At 69.7% G+C, this 23743-nt stretch carries 20 protein-coding genes and 1 pseudogene; 7 read left to right on the top strand and 14 right to left on the bottom strand.

Annotated features, from left to right (window positions below; all coding sequences use genetic code 11):
• Positions 1–117 precede the first annotated feature (117 nt).
• From ACODT0_RS34545 to lexA, 8 genes are all read right to left on the bottom strand, one after another.
• A complete protein-coding gene (locus tag ACODT0_RS34545) occupies positions 118–1206 on the bottom strand; it encodes a phosphotransferase (RefSeq protein ID WP_057596364.1) in 1089 nt (362 codons plus the stop codon).
• A gap of 1 nt (position 1207) precedes the next feature.
• Complete coding sequence (locus ACODT0_RS34540; RefSeq protein ID WP_093342235.1) at positions 1208–1927, bottom strand: Crp/Fnr family transcriptional regulator; 720 nt, start codon at positions 1925–1927, stop codon at positions 1208–1210.
• 77 nt (positions 1928–2004) lie between these two features.
• Positions 2005–2784 (bottom strand): oxepin-CoA hydrolase, alternative type, encoded by a 780-nt coding sequence (locus ACODT0_RS34535; RefSeq protein ID WP_057596382.1) that lies wholly within the window; start codon positions 2782–2784, stop codon positions 2005–2007.
• Between the two features lie 8 nt (positions 2785–2792).
• Positions 2793–4313, bottom strand: a complete 1521-nt coding sequence (locus ACODT0_RS34530; protein WP_489043318.1) for a 3-hydroxyacyl-CoA dehydrogenase — start codon at positions 4311–4313, stop codon at positions 2793–2795.
• Between the two features lie 168 nt (positions 4314–4481).
• Positions 4482–5639 (bottom strand): MFS transporter, encoded by a 1158-nt coding sequence (locus ACODT0_RS34525; protein ID WP_261210694.1) that lies wholly within the window; start codon positions 5637–5639, stop codon positions 4482–4484.
• A gap of 4 nt (positions 5640–5643) precedes the next feature.
• Positions 5644–6651: a D-2-hydroxyacid dehydrogenase family protein gene (locus ACODT0_RS34520; protein ID WP_261210695.1), complete on the bottom strand. Its 1008-nt coding sequence runs from the start codon at positions 6649–6651 to the stop codon at positions 5644–5646.
• A gap of 184 nt (positions 6652–6835) precedes the next feature.
• Positions 6836–7219: a hypothetical protein gene (locus tag ACODT0_RS34515; protein WP_057596369.1), complete on the bottom strand. Its 384-nt coding sequence runs from the start codon at positions 7217–7219 to the stop codon at positions 6836–6838.
• Positions 7220–7396: 177 nt separating this feature from the next.
• Complete coding sequence (lexA, locus tag ACODT0_RS34510; protein ID WP_057596370.1) at positions 7397–8071, bottom strand: transcriptional repressor LexA; 675 nt, start codon at positions 8069–8071, stop codon at positions 7397–7399.
• 72 nt (positions 8072–8143) lie between these two features.
• Between lexA and ACODT0_RS34505 the strand changes: the two genes are divergently transcribed.
• On the top strand, positions 8144–9106 hold the full coding sequence (locus tag ACODT0_RS34505) for an asparaginase (RefSeq protein WP_489043317.1): 963 nt from the start codon (positions 8144–8146) through the stop codon (positions 9104–9106).
• 72 nt (positions 9107–9178) lie between these two features.
• On the opposite strand, the gene adk is transcribed toward ACODT0_RS34505, so the two are convergent.
• Positions 9179–9835, bottom strand: coding sequence for an adenylate kinase (gene adk / locus ACODT0_RS34500; protein ID WP_057596372.1), 657 nt, complete (start codon positions 9833–9835; stop codon positions 9179–9181).
• A 282-nt stretch (positions 9836–10117) separates the two neighbouring features.
• On the opposite strand from adk, the gene ACODT0_RS34495 reads away from it, so the two are divergent.
• Genes ACODT0_RS34495 through ACODT0_RS34480 form a run of 4 tightly spaced genes read left to right on the top strand, consistent with a single transcriptional unit; the run spans position 10118 to position 18923 of the window.
• Positions 10118–12427: a type VI secretion system Vgr family protein gene (locus ACODT0_RS34495; RefSeq protein WP_057596373.1), complete on the top strand. Its 2310-nt coding sequence runs from the start codon at positions 10118–10120 to the stop codon at positions 12425–12427.
• Between the two features lie 2 nt (positions 12428–12429).
• On the top strand, positions 12430–13458 hold the full coding sequence (locus ACODT0_RS34490) for a DUF2169 family type VI secretion system accessory protein (protein ID WP_422096839.1): 1029 nt from the start codon (positions 12430–12432) through the stop codon (positions 13456–13458).
• Between the two features lie 4 nt (positions 13459–13462).
• On the top strand, positions 13463–18580 hold the full coding sequence (locus ACODT0_RS34485; protein ID WP_489043316.1) for an RHS repeat-associated core domain-containing protein: 5118 nt from the start codon (positions 13463–13465) through the stop codon (positions 18578–18580).
• 19 nt (positions 18581–18599) lie between these two features.
• Positions 18600–18923: a hypothetical protein gene (locus tag ACODT0_RS34480; RefSeq protein WP_479669953.1), complete on the top strand. Its 324-nt coding sequence runs from the start codon at positions 18600–18602 to the stop codon at positions 18921–18923.
• Here the strand turns inward: ACODT0_RS34480 and kdsB are convergent.
• The 5 genes from kdsB to ACODT0_RS34455 are packed head-to-tail and all read right to left on the bottom strand — an operon-like array spanning position 18913 to position 21983.
• Positions 18913–19680: a 3-deoxy-manno-octulosonate cytidylyltransferase gene (gene kdsB / locus ACODT0_RS34475; RefSeq protein WP_489043315.1), complete on the bottom strand. Its 768-nt coding sequence runs from the start codon at positions 19678–19680 to the stop codon at positions 18913–18915. The two genes, ACODT0_RS34480 and kdsB, sit on opposite strands and share 11 nt — an antisense overlap.
• On the bottom strand, positions 19677–19859 hold the full coding sequence (locus ACODT0_RS34470) for a Trm112 family protein (RefSeq protein ID WP_057596378.1): 183 nt from the start codon (positions 19857–19859) through the stop codon (positions 19677–19679). Before ACODT0_RS34470 ends, kdsB begins: the two co-directional genes overlap by 4 nt.
• Positions 19840–20868, bottom strand: a complete 1029-nt coding sequence (gene lpxK / locus ACODT0_RS34465; protein WP_489043314.1) for a tetraacyldisaccharide 4'-kinase — start codon at positions 20866–20868, stop codon at positions 19840–19842. Before lpxK ends, ACODT0_RS34470 begins: the two co-directional genes overlap by 20 nt.
• A 1-nt stretch (position 20869) precedes the next feature.
• Complete coding sequence (locus ACODT0_RS34460) at positions 20870–21295, bottom strand: ExbD/TolR family protein (RefSeq protein WP_409976473.1); 426 nt, start codon at positions 21293–21295, stop codon at positions 20870–20872.
• Positions 21296–21350: 55 nt separating this feature from the next.
• Entirely contained in the window at positions 21351–21983 is a 633-nt protein-coding gene (locus tag ACODT0_RS34455; protein WP_057596380.1) for a MotA/TolQ/ExbB proton channel family protein, read from the bottom strand.
• A gap of 313 nt (positions 21984–22296) precedes the next feature.
• On the opposite strand from ACODT0_RS34455, the gene xseA reads away from it, so the two are divergent.
• Complete coding sequence (xseA, locus tag ACODT0_RS34450; protein WP_057596381.1) at positions 22297–23601, top strand: exodeoxyribonuclease VII large subunit; 1305 nt, start codon at positions 22297–22299, stop codon at positions 23599–23601.
• Between the two features lie 60 nt (positions 23602–23661).
• Positions 23662–23743: pseudogene (locus ACODT0_RS34445) on the top strand (superoxide dismutase [Fe]); the annotation flags it as partial.

Genomic DNA, 23743 nt, shown 5'->3' with positions numbered 1-23743 from the left:
TACGGCCGTGTGCGCACAGGGTGCGTTGTGCGTTTCGTGAGCGCACGAGCGGGCCGGGCCTCCCCCGCGAGGGGCGGCGGATCACATGCCGGAGGGCGACGTGAAAGGCCGGGAGGCTCATGCTCGCTGCGCGAATTGCCAGGCCATTTCGGCCATGGGACGGGCACCGCGGCCCGAGGCCACGGCTTGCTCGCTCGATGCGGTGCCGGCCTCGACCCGCTTGGCAATGCCTTGCAGGATCGCGGCCATGCGGAACAGGTTGTAGGCCTGGTAGAAATTCCAGTCGGGCGCCAGCGCCTCGGGCGTGGTGAGGCCGGTGCGCTCGCAGTACTTGCGGATGTATTCGCTCTCGGTCGGGATGCCCAGGCTCGCGTGGTCGAGGCCCGCGATGCCGCGGAAGGTCGCGCCGGAGATGTGCCAGGACATGCAGTGGTAGCTGAAGTCGGCCAGCGGATGGCCCAGCGTCGACAGCTCCCAGTCGAGCACCGCGATCGCGCGCGGCTCGGTGGCGTGGAACATCAGGTTGTCGAGCCGAAAGTCGCCGTGCACGATCGAGGTCATGTTCTCGTCGCGCGCGCTCGCGGGCATGTGCGCCGGCAGCCATTCCATGAGCTTGTCCATCTCGGGAATGGGCTGCGTGATCGAGGCCACGTACTGCTTGCTCCAGCGGCCGATCTGGCGCTCGAAGTAGTTGCCGGGCTTGCCGTAGTCGGCGAGGCCGCGCTCGGCGTACTTCACCGTGTGCAGTGCCGCGATCACGCGGTTCATCTCGTCGTAGATGGCGCTGCGCTCGGCATTGCTCATGTTCGGCAGCGACTGGTCCCAGAGCACGCGGCCCTGCATGAACTCCATCACGTAGAAGGCGCGGCCGATCACGGCCTCGTCCTCGCACAGGCAGTGCATGCGCGGCACGGGCACGTCGGTGCCGGCCAGGCCGCTCATCACCTTGAACTCGCGCTCCACCGCATGCGCGGAGGGCAGCAGCTTGGCGACCGGGCCGGGCTTGGCGCGCATCACGTAGCTCTGCGTGGGCGTGACCAGCTTGTAGGTCGGGTTGGACTGGCCGCCCTTGAACATCTCGACCGTGAGCGGGCCCTTGAAGCCCTCGAGGTTCTTCTCGAGCCAGGCCGACAGCGCGTCGACGTCGAAGGCGTGCTGCTGCGACACCGCGCGGGTGCCGACAAAGTTCGAAAAATCCTGGCTCATGCTATCGATCCGATTCTGAGACGCGCATCAGCGCCGCGCGATCGAGCACCACCAGTCCGGCCGGCTCGATGCGGATGATGTCCTCGCGTTCCATGGTCTTGAGTTCCTGATTCACGCGCTGGCGCGAGGCGCCCAGCAGCTGCGCGAGTTCTTCCTGCGCGAGCTGCAGGCCGATGCGCATCTGGCTGCCGTCGTCCAGGTTGGGCACGCCGTAGCTGCGCACCAGGTGGATGAGCTGCTTGGCGAGCCGCGCGCGCAGCGGCAAGGTGTTGAGGTCTTCCACCAGCCCGAACAGCGTGCGGATGCGCCGTGCCTGCAGGCGCATCAGCGCCTCGTAGAGCTCGACGTGCGCGGCCAGGATCTTCTGGAAGTCGGCGCGCGCCACGCACAGGATGGTGCTGTCGCCATGCGCATAGGCATCGTGCGTGCGCCGGTCCCCGTCGAACATCGCCACGTCGCCGAACCAGATGCCCGGCTCCACGTAGGTCAGCGTCACCTGCTTGCCCGAGACGGCCGTGGAGCTCACGCGTACCGCGCCCCTGGCACAGGCGATCCAGTGCTCGGGCGGATCGCCGCGTGCGGCGATCAGGTCGCCGTCCTTGTACCGTCTGACGAATGCGCATCGGAGGATGTCGTGCCTGAGCGAAGGGGAGAGGGAAGAGAACCAGCGACCACTGTTGATCGCTTCACGTTCTTCGATGGTAAGAATGGGGTCGTCCATGGTCTGTCCTGTCGGCGACTGAAAGGCGTAGGGTTGTCACGGGAGCGACGCGAAGCGCCGCTGCCCGTCACGCGTACTCACTCGTACTGGGGCTTCTTCTTCTCGAGGAAGGCGGCGATGCCGATGCCGGCATTGGCGTGGTGCAGGTTGCGCACGAAGTGGTCGCGCTCCTGGCTCAACTGCGACGAGAGCGTGGCACCGCGGCCCTCGCTCAGCAGTTCCTTGATGCTCGCGAGCGAGTTGGGCGCGCGTTCGTTGAGCTTGGCGGCCAGCGCGAGCGCACCGGCCAGGGCCTGGCCCGGATCGCTCAGCGTGTTCACCAGGCCCAGCGCATGCAGGCGCTCGGCGCCGATGCGTTCGCCGTTCATCAGCCATTCGCTCGCGAGCTGGCGCGGCAGCATCTGCGCGAGATGCCAGCTCAGTCCGCCGTCGGGCGACAGCGCGACGTTGCTGTACGAGGCGGCGAACACCGCGTCGCGCGCGGCCACCACGAAGTCGCAGGCCAGCGCGAGCGAGAAGCCCGCGCCCGCGGCCGGCCCCTCGACGGCCGCGATCACCGGCTTGGGAAAGGTGCGGATCGAATCGATCCAGTTGTGCAGCCCCTCGATGCTCTCGGCCTGTACCGAGCGCTCGCGCTGCCGGTTGGCCTGCAGCCGCTGCAGCGAACCGCCGGCGCAGAACCACGGGCCTTCGCCCACGATGACCACGCTGCGGATCTCGCTGCTGTTCTCGGCGCCGTTGAGCGCCTCGATGCCGGCGGCATAGATCTCGGGACCGAGCGCGTTGCGCTGGCTGGGGTTGGCGATCGTCAGCACCATGGTGCGACCTTCGCTCGTGCTCTTGAGTTCGGCGGTCATGTCGCGGCTCACTCTTCCTCGTGCAGCAGGCTCAGGCCCAGCGCGCCGCGGCGGCGCAGCCACGGGCTCGGGCGGTAGCGCGGATCGCCGTAGACGGTCTGCATGTTGAACAGCACCTCGAGCATGTTGGTCGGTCCGTAGAGGTTGCCCATGGCCAGCGGGCCGCGCGGATAGCCGAGGCCCAGCTGCACCGCGGTCTCGAGGTCGCTTGGCGTGCACACGCGCTGCTGGCACATGTCGGCCGCGATGTTGACGATGGTGCCGATCACGCGCTGCGTGACGAAGCCGCCGCTGTCGCGGATCACGCTCACCGCCTTGCCGTCGCGCGCGAAGAGGGCGTGGGCTGCGTCGCGCATGTCGCGCCGCGTGGCGGGGTTGGTGGCGAGCACGCGGCGCTTGCTGGCCGCGTCGTCGATCAGCATGTCGATGCCGACCGTGCGCGTGGCATCGAGGCGGTCGACGGCCGCGACGGTGGTGACATCGAAGCCCAGCGGCGCGACCAGGATCAGCGATTGCGGCGAGGCCGTGGCGCCGCTGTCGATCTGCGCGCCCAGCGTGTTGACCAGGCGCAGCAGCTCGGCGCGGCGCGCGGCGCGTGGCGAGACCCACACGGCGGGCAGGGTGTCGAGCTTCGGCGCCGGTGCCTCGGGCGCTTGCTGCATCGCGCCGTCCTCGTAGCGGTAGAAGCCTTCGCCGGTCTTGCGCCCCAGCGCGCCGGCCGCGAGGCGCTGCGCGGTGATCACGCTCGGGCGGTAGCGCGGCTCGTCGTAGTACTGGCGGTAGATCGACTCCATCACCGGGTGCGAGACGTCGAGCGCGGTCAGGTCCAGCAGCTCGAAGGGGCCGAGGCGAAAGCCCGCCTGCTCGCGCAGGATGCGGTCGACGGTCACGAAGTCGGTCACGCCTTCGCCCACGATGCGCAGTGCCTCGGTGCCGTAGCCGCGGCCGGCGTGGTTGACGATGAAGCCGGGCGTGTCCTGCGCCTGCACCGCGCTGTGGCCCATCTGCGCGGCATAGCCCGCGAGCCGGGTGCAGACCTCGGGCGCGGTCTTGAAGCCGGCCACGACCTCGACCACCTTCATCAGCGGCACCGGGTTGAAGAAATGGAAGCCCGCGAAGCGCTCGGGGTGCTTGAGGCCGGCCGCGATCGCGGTCACCGAGAGCGAGGAAGTGTTGGTGGCCAGCGTCGCATCGGGCGCGACGATGGCTTCGAGCTCGGCGAACAGCTTGCGCTTGACCTCGAGGTTCTCGACCACGGCCTCGATCACGAGATCGCAGCCGGCCAGCGCCTGCGCCGAATCGGCGATCTTCACGCGCGCGATCTGGGCATCGCGCGTGGCCTCGTCGATGCGGCCCTTCTCGTGCAGCTTGTTCCATTGGGCGACGATGGCATCGCGCCCGCGTGCCGCGGCGCCCTCGAAGCTGTCGAGCAGCAGCACCTCGCTGCCGGCCTGGGCCGCGATCTGGGCGATGCCGCGCCCCATGGCACCGGCGCCGACGACGCCGATCCGGGTGTAGTTCACTGTCATGTGTGGCTGGGGTTTTTCAAAGGTTGAGAGGTATCGGGCGAGCCGTCCGCGCGCGTGCGCACGCCGTCCGCTGCAGCAGCGATTTTGCAGTCTGGCGGGAGAAGGGTTTCCCCGGTGTTTCTCGGGGAGGCCTGCGGGCGCCGGTGCGACGGGGTTTCGCCGCGCCGTTCAGGCCGGCCGGCGGCTGCGGTCGATGCTCGCGCTGAGCACGATGGCGACCAGCAGCAGCGCGAGCCCGACCCAGCTCATCCAGTGCATGGCGTCGCGCGCCAGCAGCCAGCCGCCGAGCGCGGCGCCGAAGGCCTGGCCGATGTAGATGCCCGAGCTGTTGAGCGCCACCGAGCCCGGCGCCAGCGCGGGCGCGAGGCCCACCAGCCGCGCCTGCTGCGCCGAGTTGGTCGAGAAGCAGCCCAGGCCCCAGGGCGAGACCACCACCGCGATCCAGAACAGGCTGTCCGCCAGCGGCCAGAGCGCCAGGCTCAGCGCGATCAGTCCCGTGGTCGCGAGCACCATGCGGCCCGCGCCCGCGCGGTCGATGACGCGGCTCACGACCATGTTGCCCAGCAGGCCGCAGGCGCCGAACCAGCCCCACATCAGGCTCAGCGCGGTGGCGTCGGCGCCGAAGCGCTGCTTGAGGATCGGGCCGAAGTAGCTGAACAGCACGAACTGGCCCGCGCCCTGCAGCGCGGTGATCGAGACGATGCCCATCAGCACCGGGCTGCGCAGCACGCGCGCCCAGGCCGCGGCCGTGAGCGCCGCTGGCCGGATGCCGTTGGGCAGCGTGAGCCACACCGAGACCGCGCTCACGATGCTGAGCGCCGAGATCGCGAGGAAGGCCGCGCGCCAGCCGAAATGGCCGCCGATCAGCGCGCCGATGGGCAGGCCCAGCACCGAGGCCATCGACCAGCCGAGGAAGACGAAGGTGACCGCGCGCCCGCGCTGTTCGGGCGGCACCAGCATGCCGGCGCAGGCGGCCGCCTGGGGCGTGAAGATGGCCGGAGCGATCACCGCCAGCATGCGCACCGGCAGCAGGGCGCCGAAGCTCGGCATGAAGACCGACACCGCGTGCCAGGCGGCGTACCACAGCATCGTGAGGGCCAGCAGCCGGCGCCGGTCCCAGCCGGCCACCGCGGCCGCGAGCAGCGGCGCGCCGAGGCAGGTGACGAAGGCCGCGGCCGTGATCAGCTGGCCCGCGGTGGCGGCGCTGACATCGAGCGAGACGCTGATCTCGTTGAGCGTGCCCGGCACCACCATCACCCCGGTGCCGATCACGAAGTTGCCGGCGAGCAGCGCCCAGAGTGCGCCCCTCGGCGCCGGCTGGCTCACGGCTTCACCGCCGGACCTGCAGTGCGCCGGGGTTGACGATGTTGGTGGGGTTGCCCTTGATGAAGCTCACGACGTTGTCGAAGGCCTGGCCGAAGTACATCTCGTAGCTCTCCTGCTCCACGTAGCCGATGTGCGGCGTGCAGATGCAGTTCTCGAGGCGCAGCAGCGCATGGCCCTGCAGCGGCGGCTCGCTCTCGAACACGTCGATCGCCGCCAGCCCGGGACGGCCGCGGTTGAGCGCCGCGAGCAGCGCATCGGACTCGACCAGCTCGGCGCGCGAGGTGTTGACGAACAGCGAGGTCGGCTTCATGCGCGAGAGGTCCTCGAGCGTGATCAGGCCGGTGGTCTCGTCGTTAAGCCGCAGGTGCACCGACAGCACGTCGGCCATCGCGAAGAACTCCTGGCGGCTCTGCGCCACCTGGAAGCCGTCGGAGCGTGCCTTGGTGCAGCTCGCCTCGCGGCCCCAGATCACCACCTGCATGCCGAAGGCCTGCCCATAGCGCGCGACGAGCTGGCCGATGCGGCCATAGCCCCAGACGCAGAGCGTCTTGCCCTTGAGCACCGAGCCGAGGCCGAAATTGGGCGGCATCGAGGCCGACTTGAGCCCCGACTGCTGCCAGGCGCCATGCTTGAGGTTGCTGATGTACTGCGGCAGCCGGCGCATGGCCGACATGATCAGCGCCCAGGTCAGTTCGGCCGGCGCCTGCGGCGAGCCCGAACCCTCGGCCACGGCCACGCCGCGCTCGGTGCAGGCGGCCACGTCGATGTGGCTGCTGATACGGCCCGTCTGCGAGATCAGCTTGAGCTTGGGGAGTTTCTCGATCAGCTGGCGCGAGATCTGGGAGCGCTCGCGGATCAGGACGATCACGTCGGCGTCCTTGAGGCGCACCGAGAGTTGGCCGATGCCCTTGACGGTGTTGGTGTAGACCTTGGCTGCGTAGGCATCGAGCTTCGAAGCACAGTGCAGCTTGCGCACCGCATCCTGGTAATCGTCGAGGATCACAATATTCATGGCATGCCATTGTGCCTCGCAGCATGGAATCGGCGCGCCGTAGAACGTTTGGATACGGCCCTGCCGCCCTCGAGGGGCGAAAACGGGGCGAAGGCCGGAGAAGCGGCTCGAAGGCCGGGCAAAGGGCGAGGTTGCCCATGGACCCGGCCCCGAGGCGGCGCGCGAGACGCGCCGAAGGACGCTTTCAGTGCAGGTGCGCGGGGCGGGCCGCCCCGGCGGGTGCTTCGAGCGCTTCGAGCGCGGCGAGGCGATCGAGCTCGGCGCACACGTCGGCCATCCGGCCCGAGATCACCACCCGGTTGCTGTTGCGCGCGCCGCCCTGCTGGCGATCGACGAGACGAACCACCCGCAGCGGACGCGAGGGCGCCTGCGCCACGGGCGTGGCCGGGAATGCGTTCGGGGCGCCATCGCCACGAGCCGCGCGCGACGGCCGTACCGACACGTAGCGCAGCTCGCTGGCGCACAGGCTCTCATCGTTGCGGCGCGCGGGGCGGGCGGGCAGCCAGCGGTTCGCGAGCGATTGCAGCGGCATCCAAAGATCGACGAAGGTGAGGAGGGCGATTCCCATGTGAACTCCAAGAAGGTTTGAGGTTGAACACAGGCAGGATTCGTTGTCATCGGGCGCAGCAGGGTGATGGCGACCAAGCGCCATACGCCCGCCACCTGCGGCGACCGGATGGGGTATGCGAGATGCGGATCCGCGAAGCGGCTCGGCGATGCAGACCGCCGGGCCGGCTCGGCGGGGCTACATCAGCATGGTGTTTCGGATCAGGCCGACCGCGAGGCCTTCGATTTCGAAGGGTTCGCCGGGTTGGACCACGATGGTCGGGTAGTCGGGGTTCTCGGCGTGCAGCTCGATCACCTGCTTGTTGCGCTTGAGGCGCTTGACGGTCACCTCGTCGCCGAGGCGCGCCACCACGATCTGGCCGTTGCGCGCCTCCTTGGTGGCCTGCACGGCGAGCAGGTCGCCGTCCATGATGCCGGCGTCGCGCATCGACATGCCGCGCACCTTGAGCAGGTAGTCGGGCTGGCGCTGGAACAGCGTGTTCTCGACGTAGTAGGTCTGGTCGACGTGCTCCTGCGCGAGGATCGGCGAACCGGCGGCGACGCGGCCGATGAGCGGCAGCGCGAGCTGAGCCATGCCGGGCAGCGAGAGCGAGAACTGGCTGTTGCGCGACTCGGCCAGCGAGCGCAGCGCATCGCCCTTCAGGCGGATGCCGCGCGAGGTGCCGCTCACGAGTTCGATGACGCCCTTGCGGGCCAGCGCCTGCAGGTGTTCCTCGGCCGCGTTGGCGGAGCGAAAGCCCAGCTCGCTCGCGATTTCGGCACGGGTGGGCGGCGCCCCGGTGCGGGCGATGGCGCTCTGGATCAGATCGAGGATCTGCTGCTGGCGGGCGGTAAGCTTCACGGCGAACTGCATGGTGGTTCCTTGCGGCACTGGCTGAACATCCAGTACCTGTATTTTTAACCAGTTTTTCAAAGTTGGCAAGCGATGGCGACTTCTTCCCCCTCGAATCCGCGGCGCGTGGTGGTGCTCGGCACCGGCGGCACCATCTCGGGCCGCGCGGCGAACAGCGGCGACAACATCGGCTACACCGCCGGCGAGGTGGGCGTGGCCGACCTGCTTGGCGGCATCGAGGCGCCCGCTGGCGTGACGCTGGCGGCGGAGCAGGTGGCGCAGGTCGACAGCAAGGACATGTCCTTCGCGATCTGGCGCGCACTGGCGCTGCGCTGCGCCCACTGGCTGGCGCAGCCCGACGTGGCCGGCGTGGTGATCACCCACGGCACCGACACGCTCGAGGAAACCGCCTTCTTCCTCCAATCGGTGCTGGCGCCGCGCAAGCCCATCGTGCTGACCTGCGCCATGCGCCCGGCCTCCGCGCTGTCGCCCGACGGTCCGCAGAACGTGCGCGACGCGATCGCCGTGGCCGCGACGCCGGATGCGCAGGGCGTGACCGCGGTCTGCGCGGGCACGGTGCTCGGTGCCTTCGACGTGCAGAAGGTGCACACCTACCGGCTCGATGCCTTCGACGCGGGCGACGCGGGGCCGGTGGGCTACGTGGAGGAGGGCGAGGTGCGGCGCGTGCGCGACTGGCCGGCTTCGGAAGCAGGCGCGGTCCTTGACCGTCTTCCCGAGGACGAGGCTGCATGGCCGCGCGTGGAGATCGTGACGAGCCACGCGGGCGCGAGCGGTGCGGTGATCCGTGCCTTGCGCGCCGACGACGCCGCCATCTCGCCGCTGCGCGGCCTCGTGCTGGCGACCACCGGCAACGGCACGCTGCACCATGCGCTCGAGGCGGCCGCACTCGAGGCGCAGGAGGCCGGCATCGCGGTGCTGCGCGCCACCCGCTGCACGCAGGGGCGCATCCTGGCGAAGCCGGGCGACAAGCTGCGCGACGCGGGCACGCTGACGCCGGTCAAGGCGCGCATCGCGCTGACGCTCGCGCTGATCTGAAAACGGGGGGCAAAGAAAAAGCCGCGTCGCGGGACCCGGGGCCCGCGCGCGGCTCGCGATTCGAGCCGGGGCTCAGCTGCTGAGTGCGGCCAGGGCGCGCTGCGTGATCTCTTCGACCGTGCCCACGCCCTGGATGGCGCGGTACTTCGGCGCGGCGGCCGGATCGGCCTTGGCCCAGGCCGAGTAGTAGTCGACCAGCGGACGCGTCTGCTGGCTGTAGACGTCGAGCCGCTTGCGCACGGTCTCTTCCTCGTCGTCCTTGCGCTGGATCAGTTCCTCGCCGGTCAGGTCGTCCTTGCCTTCGACCTTGGGCGGGTTGAACTTGAGGTGATAGGTGCGTCCCGAGGCCGGGTGCGAGCGGCGGCCGCTCATGCGTTCGATGATGTCGCCGAAGGGCACGTCGATCTCGAGCACGTAGTCGAGCTTGACGCCCGCGGCCTTCATCGCGTCGGCCTGCGGAATGGTGCGCGGGAAGCCGTCGAACAGGAAGCCTTCGGCGCAGTCGGGCTGGGCGATGCGTTCCTTCACGAGATTGATGATGAGGTCGTCGCTGACCAGCGCGCCCGCATCCATCACGGCCTTGGCCTGCAGGCCCAGCGGCGTGCCGGCCTTGACGGCGGCACGCAGCATGTCGCCGGTGGAGATCTGCGGAATGCCGTACTTCTGGCAGATGAAGGCCGCCTGCGTGCCTTTGCCCGCCCCGGGCGCGCCCAACAAAATCAGTCTCATGGTGTCCTCGGAGGGTTCTTGGATTTGTGTCGCGTCGCGCACGCACTCCTCGACAAAGACAGAGTGCGGCGGACGGAATTGCGTCGAGGATAGCACGCGGCCCCGTGAACAATTTCGCCGGACATCGAGGGCGCCGATGGCGGGAAAGCAGTACTTAGGACTTCTTGACCCCCAAAGGCGGCTCTTCGTAGACTGATCCGGAAAGTTAAAAGAAGAAACAAAGATGACGCCATCGTGTCCACGATCCGGCGCCTCATCGCATCACGGGACACATCCAACTTCATGCCCATTGCTTCCTCGCAGGCCGGCTGCATCCTCGACGCCAGCTGTGCGGCCATGCCCATGCTCGGGGGGCGGCCGGCCCTCCAGCCGGTGTCCATCGACGGCGAGGAGGGGTTGAGCCGGCTCTTCCGCTACAGCCTGGTGCTCGCGACCCCCGAAACCCCGGGCCACAGCCCGCGCCAGGCGGCCAACGTCGACATCAAGCCGATGGTGGGCGAAACGCTCACGGCCCACATCGTGCTGGACGGCCGCCCAGGCGCGGGTGGCAGCAAGCGGCACATTTCCGGGCTGGTGACGCGCATGCGCTTCCTGCGCCTGGAGAACCGCCGCGCGCTCTACGAGGCGGTGATCGAGCCCTGGCTGACGCTGGCGGTGCGCACCAGCGACTACCGCATCTTCCAGAACAAGAGCGTGCTCGAGATCGTGCAGGAGGTGCTCGGCAGCTACGGCTTCGCGTTCGAGCTGCGCGCCACGCAGAGCTATCCGCCGCGCGAGTTCCAGGTGCAGTACGGCGAGAGCGACCACGACTTCGTGGCGCGGCTGCTGCACGAGTGGGGCCTGTACTACTACTTCGAGCACGCCGAGGATTCGCACAAGCTGGTGATCGTGGACGACATGTCCTCGCACCAGCCCTACGCCAACGCCGCCTACCGCAAGGTGCCGTTCCGCGGTGCCGACGAGACCATCGCCGAGGAGCATTGCGACAGCTTCCAGGCCGCCGAATGCCTGCAGAGCGGGCGCTGGGTCACCGACGACTTCGATTTCCAGCGGCCGAAGGCGCGGCTGCAGCAGGTCAGCGCGATGCCGCGCAAGACCGCGCAGAGCGACCGCGAGCGCTACGGCTGGCCCGGCGACTACGTGGTCGAGTCGGAGGGCGAGCAGCTGGCGCGCGTGCGCATGCAGGAGGCCGGCGTCGGCGGCGAGCGTGCCAGCGGCTCGGGCAACCTGCGCGCCGTGGTGCCGGGCTGCCTGCTCGAACTCGAGCGCCATCCGCAGGACGAGGCCAACCGGCAGTACCTCGTGACCGACGCGCGGCTGCACCTGCAGGACGTGGGCGACGCGAGCGACCAGCAGGGCTTCGAGTGCCGCGTCGACTTCGAGGTGATCCCGACCAGCAAGGTCTACCGCGCCGACGCGCCCACGGTGCCGCGCCCGCGCACCACGGGACCGCAGACCGCGATCGTCACCGGCCCGGCCGGGCGCGAGCTCTGGACCGACCGGTACGGCCGCGTGAAGCTGAGCTTCCACTGGAACCGCTACTGCACCAAGGACGAGAACAGCTCGTGCTGGGTCCGCGTCTCCTCGCCCTGGGCCGGCACCAACTTCGGCGGCATCCAGATCCCGCGCATCGGCCAGGAGGTGATCGTCGATTTCGAGAACGGCGATCCCGACCGGCCGATCGTCACGGGCCGGGTCTACAACGCCGACAACATGCCGCCGTGGGAGCTGCCGGCCAATGCCACGCAGAGCGGGCTGCTCACGCGCAGCTCCGAGGGCGCGACCGACGCCAACGCCAATGCCTTGCGCTTCGAGGACAAGAAGGGCGCCGAGCAGGTGTGGCTGCATGCCGAGCGCAACCAGGACATCGAGGTCGAGCACGACGAGACCCATTGGGTGGGCCACGACCGCGCCAAGACCATCGATCACGACGAGACGGTGCACGTGGGCCACGACCGTACCGAGACCGTGGACCACGACGAGACCATCACGGTGCACAACGACCGCACCGAGACCGTCGACGGCAACGAGCGCATCACCATCCACAAGAACCGCGGCGAGCGCGTGGACCAGAACGAGACGATCTCGATCGGCGAGAACCGCAAGGAGGACGTCGGCCTCAACGAGACCATCAAGATCGGCGTCAACCGCACGGAGACGGTGGGCAACAACGAGAAGGTGAAGATCGGCGTCAACCAGAACCTCACGGTGGGCTCCAACAAGCAGGAGACCATCGGCCTGACCAGCCTGAAGAACGTGGGCATCGCGCAGATGACCAACATCGGCGCCGCCTACAACCTCAACGTGGGCGCGATGTGGATGAGCAACGTGGGCTTCCTGCACACGCATAACGTCGGCACCCGCTACGCGACCACGGTTGGCACCAGCTATTCGCTGAGCTCGGGCAAGACGGTCAGCGTGAACGCCGGCAGCACCATGGTGCACCAGGCCGGCGACGAGCTCACGCTGGTGTGCGGTGCCTCGTCGATCACGCTCAAGTCGGACGGAACCATCGCCATCCGCGGCGACCGCATCCAGGTCAACGGCGCCACCGTCGTCGACATGGACGGCCAGCACATCCACATGAACTGACGATGGCCATCGCCCTGATCAACGAGACCCCGTACCCCGCCTTTGGATTCGACACCGAGCTGTACGACGAAAAGGAATACCACAGCCTCGCCGCCAAGGCGACCTTCGCGATCACGGCCCAGGGCCTGTCGCCGCTCGAGGAGCAGCCGCCGCTGAACATGGCCGACCGCTACGCGGGAGAGCCGGGTGCGTCGAGCCTGCTGCAGCCCAGCGACCTGATCCCGTTTCGCGAACGCACCGACGTGCTGGTGACCGGCGAGGCCAGGGCGCCGGGCGGCGAACCGGCCCATGGCTGGCTCGCGCACGTGCAGGTGGGCGCGCTGCGCAAGTCGCTGCAGCTCACCGGGCCGCGCCACTGGCGCTACCGCGCCATGGGGGGCTGGGAGCTGTCGCATCCCGCGCCGGTGCGCGGCGTGCCGCTGCTCTACGAGCATGCCTTCGGCGGCGAGCATCCGAGCGGCGACGACGAGCCGCGCGATGCCTGGCTCGCCAACCCGGTCGGCGTCGGCTTCGGCGGCCGGCACCGGGGCGAACGCGGCGAGCGCTGGGAGCGCGACCGCGAATGGCCGGCGCCGCAGCTGCTGTCGCCCGACGAGACGCTGGCCGCCGCCCCTGGGCGCCACTACCGCACCCTCAACTTCGCGCCCGTGCCCGGCGACTGGCAGCCACGCGTCTCGCGCATCGGCACCACCGACGAGGCCTGGCGCACGCAGGTCGCGCCGCACCTGCCGCGCGACTTCGACCTGCGCTACTTCAACTGCGCGCCCGACGACCAGCAGACCAACGGCTATCTGCGCGGCGACGAGGACGTGGAGCTCGAGGGCCTGTTCGAGGCCGTGCGCGGCTTTCGCCTGCCGGCGCTCAAGGCCACCGCGCTGATGGCGGACCACGACGGCATCGTGGTGCCGCTGGACATGGACCTGTCGACCGTCCACATCGACCTCGACCTGGGCACGCTGGCGCTGGTCTGGCGGCTGACCACCGGCGCGCAGGACTGGTCGCAGGCCAGCCTCAGCATCATGGAGCGCTGAACGCATGGCCGCGCCCGAGCAGGCGGAGAAACGCCACGAACACTTCGCGCTGGCCAAGGCGCCCGACTGGAAGTACACGCCGCTCAAGCCCGACAAGGGCGTGCCGGTTCCCTACTGGACGATCTCGTACTTCGACGAATCGGTGCAGACCGCCAGCCGTTCCGACGGCCGCACCAACGAGTACTTCCTCGACCGCTCGCGCGTGCCGGTCAGCCGCGGCGGCGAGGCCGGCAAGGGCAAGGGCGTCATGTCGGGCACGTACATGGACGAGTTCGAGCCCAAGGAGTGGTCGCAGACGCTGCACATCGACGGCGGCCTGGCCGTGTTCAACGGCCACATGGGCACCATCAACAAGGGGAATGCGCCGGCCAAGGTCTACACCAGCATCAACCCCGAGCAGGCGATCGCCGACAAGGCCTGCTGGGAGCAGATGAAGACCAACATGGCCGCCCTCGGCGTGGCCAGCAAGGACCGCATGTTCGCGGACCCCGCGGGCTGCGGCAAGGACGTGCTCTCGGGCGCCTGGAACACCATCACCGGCGACGTGGCCGCGGTGGGCGACATGCTCGGCAGCGTGTGGGGCGGCATCAAGGCCTTCTTCTCCGATCCGCTGGGCTCGATGAGCAGCGCGGTCGACGGGCTGCAGAAGTTCGGTGCCCAGGCGGTGGAGGCGGGCAAGCAGGTGGTGGGCGTGATCAACGGCCTGCGCGACGGCTCCATCACCATGGACGACCTGCTCGACTTCGCGGCCGACATGCTGCAGGACCAGCTCTGCGAGATCGCCGCGCAGGTCGAGGAGATGGTCAAGCAGGGCAAGGGCTGCGAGGCCGTGGGCGTGATCCTCGGCCAGACCGCGGAGGCCGTGGCCGTCTCGCTGGCGACGGCCGGCGTTGGCGCGGCGGCGGGCGGCGCGACCAAGGCCGCGCAACTGATGGCCAAGGCCGGCATCACCAAGGGCGACGACATCGCGGCGGCGATCCGCAAGCTCAAGGAGTTCAAGAAGAAGCACAAGGAGCGGCCGCACGAGGGCGGCGAGCCGCATCCGCGCAGGCTGGCGGACGGGGAGGATTCGAGCACGCCGGGGGATCGCAAGCCCGATGTCTGCCCGATGTGCCCGGTGGTGGGCAAGCCCGTGAACCCGGTGCTCGGCTGCAAGGTGCTGGGCGGCGGGCTCGAGCTCGACTTCGACCTGCCAGCACCGCTGCCGCTGCCGTGGCAGCGGACCTACGTCTCGCGCAATGCGCGCGTCGGCTGGCTGGGGCAGGGCTGGACCCTGCCGCTGGGCCTCGTCGTCGAGGAGCGTCGCATCCAGGGGCGCGCGAAGCTCGTGCTGGTCGACGAATCCGGCCGCGACATCGTCTTTCCCGCGCTCAAGCCCGGTGCCAGCCACTACAACGAGTTCGAACGCTTCACGCTCAGGGCGCTCGATGCGCAGCGGCTGCAGCTGGAAGGCCTGGATGGCGAGCAGCGCTTCGTCTTCCGGCGCTTCCCCGGCGGCGCGGGGCGGAGCGCCCGCTACCTGCTGGCGTCGATCGTGGACCGCAACGACAACCGGATCGACATCGAACACGGCCCCTCGGCGCTGCCCGAGCGCGTCGTCGACAGCGCGGGGCGGGTGCTGCTGCTCGGCTTCGAGCACGTCGTGCCCGGCGCGCGCGAGCCGCTGCGGCTGCGCAAGGTCGAGCTGCTGTCGGCCGACGGCGGGCGTCGCACGCCGCTGGTGGGCTACGAGTACGACCGCGCGGGCGACCTGGTCCGCGTGACCGACCGGCTCGGCGGCATGCGGCGCGAATTCGAGTACCGCAACCACGTGCTGGTGGCGCACACCGAGCCCGGCGGCCTGCGCGCCTCCTACGCCTACGACGTGGAGGCGCCGCACGGCCGGGTGCGTTGCAGCGAGATCTCGAACGGCGAGCGCTACGACTTCGAGTACCTGGCGCGAGCGACCCGCGTGACCGACCAGCTGGGCCGTGTCGAGGTCTACGAATTCAACGCCGACCGCGAATGGACCGCCACGGTCGACGCGATGGGCGGGCGCACCGTGCGGCAGCTCGATGCCTTCGGCCGCCTGCTCGCGCTGACCGATCCGGCCGGGCGGACCACGCGCTACGGTTATGACGAACGCGGCCGGCCGGTGCGCGTGCAGGTTCCGGGGGCCACCGACACCGAGTTCGTGGTGACCACCGTGCGCTACGACACGGCGACGGGCCAGCCCGCGAGCCTGGCCGATGCGCTCGGCGCCACCACCGGGTACCGCTACGACGCGCGCGGCAACCTGGTCGAGGTGATCGACGCGCTGGGGCAGCCCACGCGCTACCGGTACGACGACCGCGGCCTGCCGGTCGCCATCGTCGACGCGCTCGGCAAGACGCGCCACCTGAGCTACAACGCGGCGGGACAGGTCGTGCGGCAGGTCGATTGCTCGGGGCAGCCCACGGGCTACGGCTACGACGAGTGGGGCCGGCTCGAGAGCGTGACCGATGCGCTGGGCCACACCACCCGCTACCAGCGCGACGAGCTCGGACGGCTGCGCTCGCTCGTCGGCGCCGACGGCACGGTCGAACGCTTCGAGTACGACGCGGCGGGCCGCCTCACGGCGCATGTGAGTCCGCTGGGTGCCCGCACCGAATACCTGCTCGCGCTCGATGGACTGCCGCTGGTGCGGCGCAATGCGGCCGGCGGCGAACTGCGCTACGAGTACGACGGCGCCCGCCGCCTGGTGGCGCTCTACAACGAGAACGCCGTGCGCTACGACTTCGGCTACGACGCGCTGGGCCGGCTGGTCGAGGAGACCGGCTTCGACGGTCGCCACACGCGCTACGTGCGGGATCCCGCGGGCTTGCTGCTCGCGAAGATCGAGCTCGGCTGCCTGACCCTGCGCCAGCGGCTCGACCAGCGGCTGGCGCGCGAGCAATCGCGCCAGCCGGGCACGCCGCAGGCCCTGCCGCCGAGGCGCACCGCGCCGACCTTCGAGGATCCCTGGGGCTTCGGCCTGACGGACGAGGTGACGGCTGCCGCGGCGAGCGCCGCCGGCCAGGCGATCGTGACCCGCTACGAGCGCGACGCGGGCGGGCGGCTGGTGCACAAGCTCGTGGCCGGCCACGTGCTCGACGCGCGGGGGCGGCGCGTCGCGCAGCACAAGTCCACGCACTATCGCCACGATGCCGCGGGCCGGCTGGTCGAGGCCGCCAACGACAACGGCGGCCGGATCTCGCTGGGCTACGACGCCATGGGCCAGTTGCTCGAGGAGACCCGCGTCGGCCAGGGGCTGCGCACGACGCAGCGCCATCGCTACGACGCGCTCGGCAACCGGCTGGCCACCGTGCTGCCCGACGGGCGCGAGATCCGCTGGCTCCACTACGGTTCGGGCCATCTGCACCAGATCAACCTCGACGGCCGGGTGGTCTGCGACATCGAGCGCGATGCGCTGCATCGGGAGGTCGCGCGCAGCCAGGGCGCGCTGGAGAGCCGCTATCGCTACGACCCGGTCGGCCGCCTGCTGGCCCAGGCCACCGCGCGCCCGCGGCCGGACGAGGCGCGGGTCGATCCCGGTGCCGGCACCGATGCCGTGCCGGGATGGGACGAGCGCTTCGTGCTGGCGCGCCAGTATGTCTACGACCCTGGCGGCAACCTGCTCGAACTGGTCGATCGCCGGCATGGCCGCGCGCGCTATGGCTACGACCGCATCGGCCGGCTGCTGTCGGCATTGCAGCCGATGTCGCAGGAGCAGTTCGCGTTCGATCCGGCCCACAACCTGCTGCCCGGCGCGGACGCCGGCGGCGGTGCCGCCCCTTCGGCGGGGGCGATCAAGGACAACCGCGTCGAGGTGTTCGAGGACAAGCGCTACCACTACGACAGCCACGGCAACCTGGTCGAGAAGAGGATCGGCCGGCACACGCGCATGCAGTTCGAGTGGGACGTGGAGCACCAGCTCCAGAGCGTCACCGTGGTGCGGCAGGGCCAGGGCGGCAGCACCACGACGCAGACCACGCGCTACCGCTACGACGCATTCGGGCGCCGCATCGAGAAAAGCGATCGGCTCGGACGCACGCTGTTCGAATGGGACGGCAACCGGCTGCTGAGCGAGCAGCGCGGCGCGCTGCAGACGCTGTATCTCTACCAGGGGCTTGGCTTCGTGCCGGTCGCGCAGGTCCAGGCCGAAGTGTTCCGGGGCGAGCCGGCGGGCGAGGCGCGAGAGGACGACGAAGAGCAGGACTGGCAGCCTCGCCGGTCCCGCACCGCCTTCGTCGACCGGATGCTGGCCACCGCACGCCAGATCCAGGCGCGCAGCCGGGGCGAGGGCGAGGCAGCATCCGCCGCGCCGGCGCGGGACGAGGCCGCCGTCGGCGCCTCGGTGGTGGATCTCGATGCCTGGCGCATCCGCTACTACCACACCGACCACCTCGGCACGCCACGCGAGCTCAGCAGCGAGGATGGCGAGATCGTCTGGAGCGCGAGCTACAAGGCCTGGGGCAACACGCTCAAGGTGGAGGTGCCTTCAAGCGCGCCGCGCGCCGGGACGCAGCCCGTCGAGCAGAACCTGCGGTTCCAGGGCCAGTACTTCGACGCCGAAAGCGGGCTGCACTACAGCCGCTTCCGCTACTACGACCCCGATGTCGGGCGCTTCGTGAGCGAGGACCCGATCGGACTGGCCGGCGGCGAGAACTTCTTTGCCTATGCGCCCAACCCCATCGGCTGGATCGACCCGTACGGCCTGGCGGGCGTCATCCTGCTGGGCGAAGGGCAGGATGCCGTCGAGGCCGTTGCGTCGAGGCTCGGCGCCCGGACCATCAAGAACGACTGGCCCGACAATTTCCCCAATCTCAAGGGCGTGACCGATCCCGAGGAGTGGCGGCGCCGGATGTGCGAGGCGGTGGATTTCAACCGGCAGTGGATCCGCGACCGCGCCGCCGAGGGCTACACCTTCCAGACCATCGGCGTGCAGGGTTCCAACAGTCCCTATTACGCCGCGGAGCTCGAGGAACTCTCCAAGCTCGGGCACAAGGCGACGGTGGTCAAGAAGGTCAAGGATTCGGACGGCGTGTTCAGAACCATCGACGAGATGCGGGCCAAGTGCAACTGCCGGCCGCGAATGAAGTACAAGAAGCTGCAATGCGACTGACACCGAAAGCGCCGACGCCATGATTTCCGTGATCCTCGGATCGAACGACAAGCCCCGCATGGAGCGCTTCCTGGCCTTGCTGGGGTTTGCGAGCCAGGACGGGCGTTCCTACGTGGCGCCCGGCCATCAAGGCTTCGAGTTCTACTTCACCGAGGCGCCGTCCAAGCCTTCCGCGAGCACCGAGATCTTCGTCTCGGTGTCGAGCCAGGCCGACCCCGATGCCTTCTTCGAGACCCTCGAGCGGATCGGACTGCCGTTCGAAACCTGGGAGCACCCGAGGTTCTACGACGTCCGCGTGACCGATCCGGCCGGTCGGCTGTGGCAGGTGATGCTCAAGTCGTAGCGGCGAACAGCGCCCGCACCCGCGCCAGGTCTTCCGGCGTATCCACGCCCGGCCCCGGCGCCGCGTCGCTCACATGCACCGCGATGCGGTGCCCATGCCACAACGCGCGCAACTGCTCGAGCGCCTCGATGCCTTCGAGCGGCGAGGGCGGCAGCGAGGGAAATTGGCGCACGAAGCCCGCGCGGTAGCCGTAGATGCCGATGTGGCGCAGCGGCGCCGGCGAGGGCAGCCGCGCAGGCGGCACGCCGGGCGCGGCGCCGTCGCGCCACCACGGGATCGGCGCACGGCTGAAATAGAGCGCGTTGCCCTGCGCGTCGAGCACGGCCTTCACGACGTTGGGATTGAGGTAGTCGGCCACCGAATCGATGGCATGCACCGCGGTGCTCATCGCGGCATCGGGCCGCGAGAGCAGCGCCGCGGCCACGGCGTCGATCAGCGCCGGGTCGATCAGCGGCTCGTCGCCCTGCACGTTGACCACCACCGCGTCGCCGTCGAGACCGAGCTGCTCGCAGGCCTCGGCGAGGCGGTCGCTGCCGCTCGGATGGTCCTGGCGCGTGAGGATCGCCTCCACCCCATGGGCCTGGCAGGCCGCGAGGATCGAGGCATGGTCCGCCGCCACCACCACGCGCGCCGCGCCGGATTGCGCCGCGCGCTGCGCCACGCGCGCCACCATCGGCACGCCGGCGATGTCGGCCAGCGGCTTGTCGGGCAGCCGCGTCGACGCCAGCCGGGCCGGCACCAGAACCGTGAAGCTCACAGCCCGAGCTCGTCGTCGGACAGGGTGCGGGCCTCGTTTTCGAGCAGCACCGGGATGCCGTCGCGCACCGGATAGGCCAGGCGCGCGCTGCGCGAACAGAGTTCCTGCTTTTCGGGATTCCAGGTCAGGGGGCCCTTGGTGACGGGGCAGACGAGCAGTTCAAGCAGCTTGGTGTCCATCGGTCGATGATAGCTTTGCGTCGAGTGCCGCGAGGAAGGCGTCGGAGGGTTCGAACAGCAGCGGCACGGCCAGCGCATCGGGCTTCTTGCGCCAGAGCTTGACCGCGTCCTTCTCGGTGCACAGCAGCAGGTGGTCGGCCGGCAGGTCGTCCTGCCAGTCGACGAAATCGTGGTGATCGGGCAGGGCGATGGTTCGTTCGGGTTCGATGCCTTGCGCGCGCAGCATCTCGAAGAAGGCCTCGGGCCGCGCGATCGCCGCCAGCGCCGTGATGGGGCGCGCAGCCAGCGAGGCCAGCGGCGTCCGGGTGCCGTCGTTCGCCACCGCGTAGGTCGCCAGCTGGCGCGTGGCGGTGAAGCCGCCGGCGAAGGCTGGGTGCTCGCCGCTGTGCAGCACCAGGTCGCAATCGCGCGGCCAGGGTTCGCGCAAGGGGCCGGCCGGCAGCAGCCAGCCATTGCCGATGCCGCGGTCGTCGAACACGCAGATCTCGATGTCGCGCGCCAGCGCCAGGTGCTGCAGGCCGTCGTCGCAGACGATGACCTGCGTGGCGGGATGGGCCGCGAGCAGCGCGCGCGCCGCCTCGGCGCGGCGGCGCGCCACGAACACCGGCACGCCCGTGCTGCGCCGGATCAGCGCCGGCTCGTCGCCGACCTCGCGCGGATCGCTGTCGGGCAAGACTTCGCGGCAGTCGTCCGTATGCCGGCCGTAGCCGCGCGACACCACGCCCACCCGCCAACCCCGCGCACGAAGATGCCGCGCCACGGCCATCACCACCGGCGTCTTGCCTGCGCCACCCGCGATCACGTTGCCGACGATCACCACCGGCACCGGCATGCGTTCGGCCCGCAGCCAACCGAGGCGATAGAGCAGCGCGCGCAGCGCCACCAGGGTGCGAAAGAGCAGGGACAAGGGCCACAGCAGCAGCGCGAGAGGTCCGCGCCGCAGCCAGGCGTGCCGAAGCCGCGAGGCGGTTGCGCCGGTGTCGGTGCCGTTGCGCCCCTGCGACGGCAACTCAGTGCCCGGCTTGCGCCGTCGACTGGGCGGCGAAGGTGATCTGCATCAGGCCCGCGCGGCGCGCCGCTTCCATCACCGTGACCACGGCCTGGTGCGGGCTGCTGGCATCGGCGCTGATGATCACCACGCTGTCCTTGCCGCCGGTGGCGGCCGCGGCGAGCGCCGCCGCCACGGTGTCCACGGCGCGGTCGGGCAACTGCGTCTTGTTGATCGAGTAGCGCCCATCGGCCGAGACGCCGACGATCACTTCCTTGGGATAGTCACGCTGCGCGTCCACGTCCGCCGTCGGCAGCCGCAGCTGCATCTCGGTGAACTTGCTGTAGGTGGTCGACAGCATCAGGAAGATCAGCACCACCAGCAGCACGTCGATGAACGGGATCAGGTTGATCTCGGGCTCGTCGCGAGCGCCGTGGCGAAACTGCATGCGGCCGCGGCTCATCGGGCGCTCCCGGCGGCGGCCATGGCGGCGGTGGGCGCGCTCATTTGCGCAGCGCGTTGAGATGGCGCGCGAAGCGCTCGCCCGAGAGTTCCAGGTTCAGCAGGTACTCGTCGACGCGGCTGCGGAAATAGCGCCAGAAGATCAGTGTCGGGATCGCGACGATCAGGCCGAAGGCGGTGTTGTAGAGCGCGATCGAGATGCCGTGCGCGAGCTGCGCCGGATTGCCCGAGCCCACCGCGCCGCTGGTGGGCGACTGCGAGCCGAAGATCTCGATCATGCCGATCACCGTGCCCAGCAGCCCGAGCAGCGGGGCGGCCGAGGCGATGGTGGCGAGGGCGGGCAGGTAGCGCTCCAGCCGGTGCGCCACGGTGCGGCCCGAGGCCTCCATGGCGGCGCGCAGGTCGTCCTCGGTGCAGCGCGGATTGGCGTTCAGCGCTCGCAGGCCGGCGGCCAGCACTTGGCCGAGCATCGAGTTGTTTTCCAGCTTGGTCACCACGTCGGGCCCCGGCACCGCGTTGTGCGACACCGTGATGGTTTCTTCGAGCAGCTTGGGCGGCAGCACTTTCACCGTCTTGAGACTTGTGAAACGTTCTATAACAAGCGCGAGTGCGATCACCGAGCAAGCGAGCAGCGGCCAGATGGGCCAACCTGCAGCAACTATGATGGAAAACAAGGAATCCTCCGGCCCCGTAGGCTGTCAATGCGCGGCGATTATCCACCGAGCCCACCATCGCCACGGCGCTTGTTTGCGTGTCGGCCAAGACGCACAGATTCTGTGGATAACTTTGTGATTAACCTGCTGCGCAAGTCGCCGCGAGCCGCGCCAACTGGGCTTTCCATTAGATCGATTGAATTTTGGGCACCGCTTTTTTTAATGAAATCAACAACTTGCACGAGAAACCGTGCAATTGTCCGACCCCGGGGGCGCGGCGCCCCGCCCGCGGCACCCGTTGTGGAAGAGTGCCAAATCACGATTCGGCGGTTCTGTGAACTTGCGTGACCCGAATCCGCCCGCCGGGCCCCGCGTATGGGCCGTCGGCGCGTTGTGCCGCGCGGTCGCCGATGCGCTCGATGCCCGCTTCAATCCGGTTTCCGTGCGCGGCGAAATCTCCGGTTTCTCGCGCGCGTCGAGTGGACATTGTTACTTCTCGCTCAAGGACGAGTCGGGCCAGCTGCGCTGCGCCATGTTCCGCCGCGCGGCCGGCCTGCTCGATTTCTCGCCGCGCGACGGCGACCAGGTCGAGGTGCGCGGTCGCCTCGCGGTCTACGAGCCGCGCGGCGACCTGCAACTCGTCGTCGAGAGCCTGCGCCGGGCCGGGCAGGGCGCCCTGTTCGAGCAGTTCCTCCAGCGCAAGGCGCGCCTCGAGGCCGAGGGCCTGTTCGACCCGGCGCGCAAGCGCGCGCTGCCGGTGATGCCGCGCGCCATCGGCGTGGTCACCTCGCTGGGCGCCGCGGCGCTCCACGACGTGGTGACCGCGCTGCGCCGGCGCGTGCCCCATATTCCCGTGACGGTGGCGCCCGCCGCGGTGCAGGGCGCCGGTGCGCCCGGCGAACTGGTGCGCGCGCTGCAGTCGCTCTATGCGCTGCAGCCCGCGGTCGACGTCATCCTGCTGGTGCGCGGCGGCGGCTCGATCGAGGACCTGTGGGCCTTCAACGACGAGAGCCTGGCGCGCACCATCGTGCAGAGCCCGGTGCCGCTCATCAGCGGCGTGGGCCACGAGACCGACTTCACCATCGCCGATTTCTGCGCCGACCTGCGCGCTCCCACGCCCACCGCCGCGGCGGAGCTGGTGAGCGCGCCGCGGGCGCTGTGGCTCGATGCCCTCGCGCTGCTCGAGGAGCGCCTCGACGACGCCATCGGCGCGCGGCTCGATGCGCTGGGCCAGCGGCTCGACCAGGCCGCCGGCCGGCTGGGCCGTCCCTCGACGCTGGTGGCGCGGCAACAGCTGCGGCTCGCGCATCACGCACAGCGCCTGCACTATGCGGTGCTGTCGAGGACGCAGCGGCAATCGCAAGCGGCCCAGAGGCTGGCCGACGATTTCCCCGCGAAGTTCGACCGTGCGCTGGTGCAGCGCCGCGAGCGCCTGGAGCGCGTCGCGCTGCGGCTGAGGCTGCTCGATCCGGCGCTCGTGCTGCAGCGCGGCTATGCCTGGATCACCGACGCCGACGGCCGCGCCGTCGTCAGCGCGAAGGCGCTCGCACCCGGCGATGCCGTCGTTGCCCGCCTGTCCGATGGCTCCGTCGATCTGACCGTCGCGTCACGCGGCGCGACGGGAACGCGTCCGACGTGAGCGCCACGTTTCCTTTCTAGAATCATCGATTCCCCACAACCAACCCACGAGAAAAAAACCATGGAACATGTGCTCCCACCCCTGCCGTACGCCCTCGACGCACTGGCACCCGAGTACTCGAAGGAGACCCTCGAGTACCACT

This window comes from Variovorax sp. FG153 (assembly GCF_057809595.1).
Note: the sequence above shows the minus strand (reverse complement) of the source record. Positions and strands in the feature narration are given on the sequence as shown.